Below are 10,633 nucleotides of genomic sequence, written 5' to 3' on the forward strand. Positions count from 1 at the left end.
AGCCCGCCTCGCCTATGCTGGAATATCCATGGGTCAAGCAGTGGCCGGTTCAACACTACGAGTGCGCCATGCAGCCCATGATGCGGCCGCACTCGGGATAGGCAGCCAATGACGACAGCCGAGAACACCCATTTACACACTGTATATACCCAGCGACATAGCACCGTACGGCCGCTGGTCACGCATCATTCCAGCCACAACGCCGGCATTTCGCGGGCTGCCGAGTACATCGGCAAGCCCACGTGCGACAAATGTGGCACGGATGAATTCATCTATCTCGAGTCCTACATTCCACCGGTTTACCGGCGTGACGGGGCGGTCAGGACACTGGGCGAAGTCGCCTACACCTGCACCCGTTGCGAAGATTTCTCAGCCCACAATGTTCCTGCATCGTGGACTCCCCCAGGCTGGTATCTGGGCTAATTTACGCACGGTCTCCCGGCTCGCTCCAGGCTCGCCGAGCGCAGCCACCGGATCACCACTCAACTATTCAATAGCGAAGGCCCGGAACCCGCCACGATGGCGGCCGCCGGGCCTTTCGTTTTGTTGGGTTCCGGCCCGCCCTAGATCAGCTCATCGGAGAGGTGGTTCGGGGTGCCGAAGCGGTGGGCCGTGATGCTGATGGCCTGCTCGTGCAGGAACGGCAGAAGCTCTACCCGTCCGGCTTCGGTGACCGCGTGGGCGTAGATCGCCAGGTCAGGACGCCCGTCCGTGGCATCCGCGAGGGCGGTGGCGTCGCCGCCGATCAGGCGGATTCGCGCGCCGGACAGTTTGCCGGCCGCGGCGAGGCGTGCCGCCGAAGCCAGCCAGCCGGCGTCGGACTCCACAGCGACCGTGATGTCCAGTCCGGTGAGCACGGCGCGCAGCTGTGCGGGAAGTTCGACGGCGGTGGACACCGTCAGTGCCGAACCGGCCAGGACACCGGCCGCCACGGTCCGCACGAGGTGGGCCAGCGGGGCACCTTCGGAGAGCCGCACGGTGACCGGCAGCGCACGGTAGCGGAAGATGTTCCGTTCCGCGCTCAGGCCGGAAACGTCCTTGGCGGTACCGAACTCATCGGCCCAGGCCAGGGCATCGGACCCGAGGGAGCGCTGCAGCGACTCAATCTCAGCCGGCTGCAGTTCGCCTGCGACGGCGTTCTGGATGCGGCCGACACCCGCGTGGGTGACGGCTCGCGTGGCTGAGGCGTCCGCGCTGACCCAGTGGCCGAGGCCGGTGAGGTAGTTGGGTCCGCCGGCTTTGGTTCCGGCGCCGACGGCGGATTTCTTCCAGCCGCCGAAGGGCTGGCGCTGCACGATGGCGCCGGTGATGCCGCGGTTCACGTAGAGGTTGCCGGCCTGGATGGTCTCCAGCCAGGTGCCGAGCTCGTCCGGGTCCAGGGCGTGCAGGCCGGCGGTGAGGCCGTACTCGACCTGGTTCTGGATGGCGATGGCTTCTTCGAGCGTGTCAGCGGTCATGACGCCGAGGACCGGTCCGAAGAATTCGGTGAGGTGGAAGTATGATCCGCGGCGGACGCCGTAGCGCACGCCGGGGCTCCACAGGCGGCCGGTTTCGTCGAGCTTCTTCGGTTCCACCGCCCAGGTTTCGCCTTCGCCCAGGGTGGTGAGGGCGTTCAGGAGCTTGCCGTTGGCGGGCTCGATGATGGGGCCCATCTGGCTGGTGGGGTCCTCCGGGTAGCCCACCTTCAGCGAGGTGACGGCGTCGACGAGCTGGTTGTGGAAGCGCCTGGACTTGGCAACGGAGCCCACCAGGATCACCAGGGACGCTGCCGAGCACTTCTGGCCGGCATGGCCGAACGCCGAGTACGCCACGTCCTTGGCCGCCAGGTCGAAGTCGGCGCTGGGGGTAACGATGATGGCATTCTTGCCGCTGGTTTCGGCCAGCAGCGGCAGGTCCTTGCGGAAGGAGCGGAAGAGTTCCGCGGTCTCGTAGCCGCCGGTCAGGATCACGCGGTCCACCGACGGGTGGGAGATCAGTTGCTGGCCGAGTTCACGCTCGCCGAGCTGGACCATGGTCAGCACGTCGCGCGGGACGCCGGCTTCCCAGAGTGCTTCGATCATCACGGCACCGCTGCGGCGGGCCTGCTTCGCGGGTTTGATCACGACGGCGGAGCCGGCGGCGAGTGCCGCGAGGGTGGACCCTGCCGGGATGGCGACCGGGAAGTTCCACGGCGGGGTCACCACGGTGAGTTTGGCCGGGACGAACGTGGCGCCGTCGATCTTTTCCAGCTTCCGGGCAGACTCGGCGTAGTAGTGGGCGAAGTCCACGGCTTCGCTGACCTCGGGGTCTCCCTGGTCGATGGTTTTGCCGGTTTCGCTGGCCATGACCTCCAGGAGGTCGGCGCGGCGGGCCTCGAGGACGTCGCCGGCGCGGTGCAGGATCTCGGCGCGCTCGTCGCCGGACAGGGCGCCCCAGGCCTTGCCCTTCTCGACGGCGGTGGCGATGACGGTGTTGAGGGTGTCCGCGTCACTGATGGTGGCGGCGTCGACGGCGGCGTTGCCCAGCGTGGAGGACGGGACGCGGTCCAGGATGGCGCGGCCCCAGTCCCGGTTGGCGGGCAGCGAGGGGTCGGTGTCCGGGGTGTCCTTGAACGAATCGTGCGGCAGGGGCTGCGGCGGGAGGCTGCGGTTCTGCTGCCGGTTGGCCGGGGGGACCTCGTCGTCGAGCCTGTCCAGGGAGGCGAGGAAGCGCTGCTTCTCGCGCTCGAACAGCACGTCGTTTTCACTGAGCTCAAACACCGCGGACATGAAGTTGTCCTGGCTGGCGCCCTCTTCGAGGCGGCGGATCAGGTAGGCGATGGCGACGTCGAACTCGGCCGGGTGCACCACCGGGGTGTAGAGCAGCAGCGAGCCGACGTCCTTCTTGACCGCTTCAGCCTGGCCTTGCGCCATGCCCAGCAGCATCTCGAATTCGATGCCGGACTCCACACCGCGCTGTTTGGCGAGCAGCCAGGCGAAGGCGATGTCGAAGAGGTTGTGGCCGGCCACGCCGATCCGGACGTTGTTGATCCGGTCCGGGTGCAGCGAGTAGTTGATGACGCGCTTGTAGTTGGTGTCCGAGTCCTGCTTGGTGTGCCAGGTGGCCAGCGGCCAGTCGTGCAGCGAGGACTCCACGTGTTCCATGGGCAGGTTGGCGCCCTTGACCACGCGGACCTTGATCGCGGCGCCGCCGTTGGCGCGGCGTTCGGCAGCCCAGTCCTGCAGGCGGATCATCGCGGAAAGGGCGTCCGGGAGGTAGGCCTGCAGCACAATGCCGGCCTCAAGATTCTTGAACTCCGGCTTGTCCAGGATCCTGGTGAAGACCGCGATGGTCATGTCCAGGTCCTTGTATTCCTCCATGTCCAGATTGATGAACTTCGCCGCCTGGCCGCCATGGGCGAAGGAGGCGGCGCGTTCGAACAGCGGCGTAAGCTTCTCGACGACGTGCTCCACGGCCTCATCGAACGCCCACGGCGAGTGCGGGGCCACGGTGGAGGAAACCTTGATGGAGACGTAGTCCACGTCCGGGCGGGCCAGGAGTGTGTGGGTTCCCGCGAGCCGGCGGGATGCCTCGTGCTCGCCCAGGACGGCCTCGCCGAGGAGGTTCACGTTGAGCTTGATGCCGTCCTTGCGGATCCTGGCGATGGCCGGGCCCAGCTTGGCGTCGGTGGCGTCGACGATCAGGTGGCCCACCATCTCGCGGAGCACCCGGCGGGCGATCGGGATGACCACCTGCGGCAGGACCGGTGCCATGGTGCCGCCGAGGCGGACGGCGCTGCGCATGTACCAGGGCAGGAACGCCGGGACCTTGGGCGCCAGGGCGGCGAGGTTGCGGGCAGCGACGCGGAGGTCTTCGGGGCGGACCACGCCGTCCACGAAACCCACCGTGAAGTCCAGCCCGTTCGGGTCCTTCAAAACGCCAGCTAGCTGCTCAGCAGAGGCATCCACGGGAACTTTCGAAGCCTCGGTCAGCCAGCGGCGCACCAGCCCGATTGCTTCCCCGGCCAAGGCCTGGGCTTCGGGCACGTGGGACGTGGCGGCAACGGCCGGTTCGGTGGCCGTCTTCCCGGTGAAGACGCCGGGCTCCGTTGAAATGTTGGTCATATCTAACACTCGTTCTTTCCGTTGGTGAGGTCGCTCTTTCCATCAGTATGATCTTCCGGTCACGTAAGATAAAGCGATGTTTTCTGAGCAATACAGGTTAGAAAACTCAACGATTCAAAATCCCGTCCGAACGGTCAGGAAATCCCCGAGTTTTGGCAACGCTCTCTCACTTAAAGCGGGTTCTTGGGCAACCCTCTCGCACTTAATGCGGGTTCTTGGGCAACCCTCTCGCACTCGATCAAAAACGACCAGTAACGGACGAACCCTCCCCCACAGAATGTGAGAGAGGGTTCGTCGTTCGCGCCCCGAAAGGTGAGAGAGCGTTTGGTGAAAACGTGCAGGAAGTGAGAGAGCGTCCGGTGGTGGGCGAGTGGACGCCCGGAAGGCCGGTGTCAGCCGATGGGGCGGTGCATCTCCACGGCTTCCTCGTGGCGCGGGCTGTCCGGGTTCATCAGGGAGTGTTTGCGGCCGTAGAAGAAGTAGATGGCCAGGCCGATGACCAGCCAGATGAGGAAGCGCCACTTGGTGTCGGCCGGGAGCTGCCAGATGAGCAGCGCAGAGGCCAGGACGCCGAAGGCCGGGATGAACGGCATCAGGGGCAAGCGGAACGTACGGGGTGCATCAGGCTTCTTGTAGCGGAAGACGATCACGGCGAGGCAGACCACCACGAACGCGGCCAGGATCCCGATATTGGTGAGGTCGGCGACGGCCTTGATCGGGAACACGCCGGCCAGCAGGGCGGAGGAGACGCCGGCGATCCAGGTCACGCGCTGCGGGGTTCCGTGCTTGTCCGTTCCCGCGAACCAACCGGGGAGGAGGCCATCGCGGCTCATGGAGAACCAGACGCGGGTGACGCCGAGCAGGAAGGTCAGCATCACGGTCAGGATGGACAGCACCGCGAACACCGAAATGATGGTGGCAATCACGGGCAGGCCCACGCTGGTGAAGGCGGAGGCGAATCCGGCGGCGGGATCGATGTCCTTGTAGTTCTGCATGCCGGTCAGGACGAGGGTGGCCGCGACGTAGAGCAGCATGGCGATGATCAGGGACAGGACGATGGCCTTGGGCATGTGCTTCTTGCCGTCCGTGGCCTCTTCGGCCGCGGTGCTCATGGCGTCGTAGCCGAACACGGCGAAGAACACTGTTGCAGACCCTGCCAGGACCGGGCCGAACCCGCTGGGCATAAACGGGTTGTAGTTGTTGGTGTCGATGTAGAAGACACCCAGGCCGATGATAAAGAGGATCAGGACAACCTTGATGGCGACGGCCACAAGCTCGAACCGGCCGAATGCCTTGGTTCCGCGGGACAGGATCCAGGTCACCAGCAGGCAGACCAGGATGGCGGGAATGTTGACAATGCCGCCCGTGCCCTCATCCGCCGTCGAGGTCATCCAGACAGGAAGGTGGATGCCGATTCCGGACAGGAACGCCTCAAGGTAACCGGAGATGCCAATGGCCACTACGGCCACGATCGCGATGTATTCGAGTAGCAAGTCCCAGCCGATAAACCAGCCGATCACCTCGCCCAGCGCAACATAGCCGTAGGTGTAGGCAGAGCCTGCCCGTGGAATCATGCCGGCGAATTCCGCGTACGACAGGGCCGCCGCGGCGGATGCCAGGCCGGCAATAAGGAACGAGATCAGCACCGCGGGCCCCACACCCGGGTTTTCTTCACTGCCCGCCGCCACCAGGCCCGCGAGGGAGAAGATCCCGACGCCGATGATGCCGCCGACGCCGATGGCCGTGAGCTGCCACAGCCCCAGGGACTTGAACAGACCGCTGTGCTTGTTCTCTTCTTCGATGTCATCGAGTGGCTTGCGCCGCATGATCGACTGGGACATATCTTTAGGGCTCATCGGGAACTCCTGCGTGGGGTGCGGCCCCATCACGGCGCCCCGGAAGGGGCTGTGACGGGGGTAACTCAGGTACACCAGTATGCAAGCGCAATTGCATTAGATAAAGTGACTACTTCTAACCAATATTCATTAGATTCATCAAGGAATGTGGCCATGCTCGATGTCCGTCGCCTGCGGCTTCTCCGCGAACTGAAGATCCGGGGCACGCTGGCGGAGGTGGCGGAGGCTCTGCAGTACAGCCCGTCGTCGGTCTCCCAGCAGCTTGCGCTGCTGGAAAAGGAAGTGGGAGTGGAGCTGCTCCGGAAGACGGGGCGGCGCGTGCAGCTGACGCCCCAGGCCGAAGTCCTGGTGGCGCACACCGCCCAGCTGCTCGAAACCCTGGAGCAGGCGGAGGCGGACCTGGCGGCGTCGCTGACCACCGTCACGGGCACGGTACGGATTGCGGTGTTCCAGTCCGCGGCCCTGGCGCTGATGCCGGACACACTCTCGCGGATGACGGCGGAGTACCCGGAGGTCCGGATCGAAATGATCCAGCGCGAACCCGAAACGGCCCTTCATGAGACGTGGGCACGCGATTTTGACCTGGTCATCGCCGAACAGTATCCGGGCCACGCCGCCCCGCGGTACCCGGAGCTGGACCGCATCAAGCTGACCACTGACGCGATCAGGCTGGCCGTTCCGCCGGCGGATTCCAGCCGGCCGCCCATCACGTCGCTGGAGGACACTGCCGCGCTGCCCTGGGTTATGGAGCCCCGCGGCGCAGCCTCCCGGCACTGGGCGGAGCAGGCCTGCCGGAGTGCAGGATTCGAGCCCGATGTGCGCTTCGAAACAGCGGACCTGCAGGCGCAGATCAGGCTGATCGAGTCCGGAAATGCCGTGGGGCTGATGCCGGACCTCGTCTGGACGGGACGGGGCACCACCGCCCGGCTGCTGGATCTGCCGGGGCATCCGCGAAGGACCGTGTTCACGTCGGTGCGCCGCGCCAGCGCGCAGCGGCCCGCCATCCTCGCCGCCCGCGAGACGCTGGCAGCCACCGCCATCTCGGTAGCAAGGACGGACGACGGCGGCACATCCGGTTAGGTGCCGGATCGCCCGGTCACGTGCGTGTAGGCGAGAAACAGCTTCCGCTTCCATGTTCAGTGCGTCACAGCGCGATCCGGGCGCCAACGCTAGACTGGGCGGGTTATGAATCGCACAATGTTCAAGTCCAAAATCCACCGGGCCACCGTCACGCATGCCGACCTGCACTACGTAGGATCGGTCACCGTTGACCTGGACCTGCTGGACGCTGCCGATATCCTTCCCGGCGAGCTCGTGGCCATCGTTGACGTGACCAACGGTGCGCGCCTGGAGACCTACACCATCGCCGGCGAGCGCGGCTCCGGTGTCATTGGCATCAACGGGGCGGCAGCCCACCTGATGCACGAGAACGACATTGTCATCCTCATCACTTATGCCCAGATGACCACGGAAGAGGCCCACGCCTACAGCCCGAAGGTCATCCATGTGGACAAGGACAACAAGATTGTCCAGGTCGGAAACGACCCCGCCGAGTGCCACACGCCGGGCCTGATGCGCCCGCCGTTCGCCCTGAACAACGCCGCCCTGTAGCCGGAGCGTGAGCCCGGGCAGACACCGCCGCCGCAGCCTCGGAGGCTTTTCGTGGTAGGCGTGCTGCAGGGCTTCTTTGTTGTCTGGTTCATCATCATGGTGGGCTGGTTTGTGGGCCGCCGGCGGATCCTGGGCGACAACGCCCGCCAGGTCCTCAGCGGCCTGACGTTCTTCGTGGCCAGCCCTGCCCTCCTCTTCGAGACGCTCAGCAAGGCAGAGCTGCGGGAAGTCTTCGCGGAACCGTTGCTGGTCACGGCAGTATCCGCCGTCTGCACCGCCCTCGTCTTCTTCAGCATCGTCAAGTTCGTCCTCAAGCGCGCGTTGCCGGAAGCACTGATGTCCTCGATGGCCGCTTCCCTGGCCAACTCCGCGAACCTTGGTATTCCCATCGCGGTATATGTCCTGGGCGACGCCAGCTACGTGGCGCCACTGCTGATCTTCCAGCTGGCGTTCTTCACGCCGATTTTCCTGATGATCCTGGACGCCAGTACCAGCTCACACCGCACCACGCCCTGGGGATTCATTCTGATGATCCTGCGGAACCCGATGATTGTTGGCTCGGGCCTTGGCCTGCTGGTGGCAGGGACCGGTTGGGAGGTTCCCCCGCTGCTCCTGGAGCCGATCCACCTCATCGGCGGCGCCGCGATTCCGGCCATGCTGATCGCCTTCGGCATGAGCCTGAACGGCAGCCGGCCATTGCAGGCCGCCACCGGCCGGCGGGTGGACACCCTCCTGGCCAGTGCCTTCAAACTGGTGGTCCAGCCGGCCATCGCCTACGTTTTTGCCCGCTTTGCCGTAGGGCTCGACGGCCCGGCCCTGTTCGCGGCCGTGGTGGTGGCGTCCCTCCCCACCGCGCAGAACGTTTTTGTCGCCGCCAGCCGCTACCAGACCGGTCTCACCGTGGCCAAGGACACCGTCCTGATCACCACGGTGGTGGCGGTGCCCGCCATGATCGGCGTCGCGCTGCTGCTGAACTGACCAGCGCGAACGAGCAATTGGGGCCCTCCCGACAGGGCCTCAAGTGTACGTTCGCGCCGGGCTATGTCCTTTTGGCCTCTGGCTTGTGCCGGTCCAGGATCCGGGCGCAGCGGATGAACCCCAGGTGCGAGTACGCCTGCGGGTGGTTCCCCAGGTGCGTCTCCGTGCTGGGATCGTATTCTTCGGGCAGCAGGCCGGTGGGGCCGAAGAGGTTCACCAGCTGGTCGAACAGGTCCCAGGCCTCGTCGATCCTGCCCACCGCAACGTAAGCCTCAATCAGCCAGGTGGTGCAGATGTGGAAGCCGCCCTCCAATCCCGGCAGGCCGTCGTCGTACCTGTACCGGAACACGGTGGGGCCCACCCGCAGTTCCCTTTCCACGGCGGTGACGGTGTCCAGGAACCGCTGGTCCGTGACATCCAGCAGGCCGGAGAGCCCGATGTGGAGGACGGCTGCATCCAGGTCGGGGCTGTCGTAGGCCACGGTGTAGGACTCGGCCGAATCATCCCAGCCTTCGCGCAGGACTTCCTCCCGGATGATCCGGGCCGTGGGTTCCCACGACGGATCCGGCGTCCTGCCGTGCCGGTCGGCGGTCCGCAGTGCGCGGTCCAGCGTCACCCAGCACATCACCTTGGTGTAGACGTGGTGCCGCGGCGGCCGTCGGGCTTCCCAGATGCCGTGGTCAGGCTCATGCCACCGGGCCAGGACGGCGGCCGCCATCTGCACCATCAGGTCCCAGTGGCCGTCCTCGAGGCCACCATTCCGTGAGCTGACGCCGTGGATCAGCTCAGCCACCGGCCCGAAGACATCCAGCTGGACCTGGTGGTCCGCGGCGTTGCCGATCCGGACCGGCCGGGACCCCGCATACCCGGGCAGGCTGTCGATGACGGCCTCCGTGGACAGCGGCGCCCCCGTCACCGAGTACAGCGGATGCAGCCATTCAGGGCCCGGTGCATGTTCGAGGATCCGGCCCAGCCAGCTGAGGAACCCGGCCGCCTCCGCCGTGGAGCCCAGGTCCACCAACGCGTTCACCGTCATGGAGCCGTCCCGCAGCCAGCAGTAGCGGTAATCCCAGTTCCGTGTGCCGCCGATTCCTTCGGGCAGCGACGTGGTGGGCGCGGCCAGCACGGCACCCGTGGGCTCGTGCACGAGGGCGCGGAGGACCAGCGCTGAGCGGCGGACCAGCGATGGCTTCACCGAGGGCAGTTCCAGTTCCTGCACCCAGCGGCGGGAGTGGAGCGCCACGCCCGCCCGCCGGTCCGTCTCCCCGCGGGGGTCCGCCAACGCAGGCTCGGTGTCGCCGCAGCGCAGGTTGAGGACCACCGGCCCGTCCTGGAGGTTGACCGAAGCGGTGGCGGTGGCATGGAGGCCGTCCGAGGTGATGGTGAAACTGACGCCCGGGGCAAAAAGGAAAATGGGATCGGAGGTTCCCACCACATGGAGTTCATCGCCGCGGGCCTCCATGCTGAACGGCGCGTTGGCGTAATCCGGCCGGGGCGCGAAGACGATCTTGGCGCCGCCGGTGCCGGAGAGCACCCGGACCAGGCTGGTGATCCCTTCCGGTGCCGGCTCCAGGTAGTCCGTGACGGTTACGTCCGCCCAGCGCGTCTCCACGATCATGGTGCTGTCCACGTAGCGCTGGCCCAGAACCGGCGAGGCCTTGAGCGGCTCTACGGAGAAGTGCCCGGCGGCGTCCCCGCCCAGGATGTGGGCGAACAGCGATCCCGAATCCGGGAGCGGGTGGCTCATCCAGCAGACCTTGGCATCCGGAGTGACCAAAGCGGTGGATGATCCGTTGCCGATCATCGTGTGGCGCTCGAGCCCCACTGCGTCCTCGCCGAAAAGCCAGGCCCGCCGCAGCTCGAACAGGAGGGCCAGGACGCGGGCGAAGGATTCCGGGTTCCGCAGCCGGTGGGACGCCCGGGTCTCCCCCGGGCCCACTCGCAACCCCAGGTCCGGGCCGCGGAGTGTGGCGATGGCCAGTTCGTCGCTGTGGGCGTCACCTGCGTACAGCGCAGCACTCGCGCCCAGCCGGGACCGGAGATTTTCCAGGGCGTCCGCCTTGGCCGGTTCCGTTACCGAGAGGTCCAGGACCGAACCGTCCACGA

6 protein-coding genes are annotated in these 10,633 nt (G+C 66.2%); 3 read left to right on the top strand and 3 right to left on the bottom strand.

The annotated features are described in order from the left end of the window. Positions 1-563 precede the first annotated feature (563 nt). Together V6M49_RS01760 and V6M49_RS01765 are read right to left on the bottom strand one after the other, a co-directional pair. A complete protein-coding gene (locus V6M49_RS01760; protein WP_332759715.1) occupies positions 564-4,082 on the bottom strand; it encodes a proline dehydrogenase family protein in 3,519 nt (1,172 codons plus the stop codon). 392 nt (positions 4,083-4,474) lie between these two features. Next, positions 4,475-5,938 (bottom strand): amino acid permease, encoded by a 1,464-nt coding sequence (locus tag V6M49_RS01765; protein WP_141138703.1) that lies wholly within the window; start codon positions 5,936-5,938, stop codon positions 4,475-4,477. A 153-nt stretch (positions 5,939-6,091) separates the two neighbouring features. Between V6M49_RS01765 and V6M49_RS01770 the strand changes: the two genes are divergently transcribed. The 3 genes from V6M49_RS01770 (at position 6,092) to V6M49_RS01780 (ending at position 8,527) form a co-directional block, all read left to right on the top strand. Continuing rightward, the gene (locus tag V6M49_RS01770; RefSeq protein WP_141138704.1) at positions 6,092-7,018 is read left to right on the top strand and encodes a LysR substrate-binding domain-containing protein; all 927 of its coding nucleotides are present in this window, start codon (positions 6,092-6,094) and stop codon (positions 7,016-7,018) included. Positions 7,019-7,123: 105 nt separating this feature from the next. Next, positions 7,124-7,549, top strand: a complete 426-nt coding sequence (gene panD / locus V6M49_RS01775) for an aspartate 1-decarboxylase (RefSeq protein WP_332759716.1) — start codon at positions 7,124-7,126, stop codon at positions 7,547-7,549. Positions 7,550-7,600: 51 nt separating this feature from the next. Continuing rightward, positions 7,601-8,527, top strand: coding sequence for an AEC family transporter (locus tag V6M49_RS01780; RefSeq protein WP_332759717.1), 927 nt, complete (start codon positions 7,601-7,603; stop codon positions 8,525-8,527). Positions 8,528-8,588: 61 nt separating this feature from the next. Here the strand turns inward: V6M49_RS01780 and V6M49_RS01785 are convergent. Next, the coding region (locus tag V6M49_RS01785) for a trehalase-like domain-containing protein (RefSeq protein ID WP_332759718.1) at positions 8,589-10,633 on the bottom strand (2,045 nt) is incomplete at its 5' end.

The sequence above is a fragment of the Pseudarthrobacter sp. genome (assembly GCF_036675385.1).
In the GTDB taxonomy this organism is placed as follows: domain Bacteria; phylum Actinomycetota; class Actinomycetes; order Actinomycetales; family Micrococcaceae; genus Arthrobacter.

Excerpts from the sequence above, each read along its gene's own strand:
- V6M49_RS01770 (WP_141138704.1), top strand. The coding sequence starts at position 6,092 with ATGCTCGATGTCCGTCGCCTGCGGCTTCTCCGCGAACTGAAGATCCGG.
- V6M49_RS01760 (WP_332759715.1), bottom strand. The coding sequence starts at position 4,082 with ATGACCAACATTTCAACGGAGCCCGGCGTCTTCACCGGGAAGACGGCC.
- V6M49_RS01765 (WP_141138703.1), bottom strand. The coding sequence starts at position 5,938 with ATGAGCCCTAAAGATATGTCCCAGTCGATCATGCGGCGCAAGCCACTC.
- panD (WP_332759716.1), top strand. The coding sequence starts at position 7,124 with ATGAATCGCACAATGTTCAAGTCCAAAATCCACCGGGCCACCGTCACG.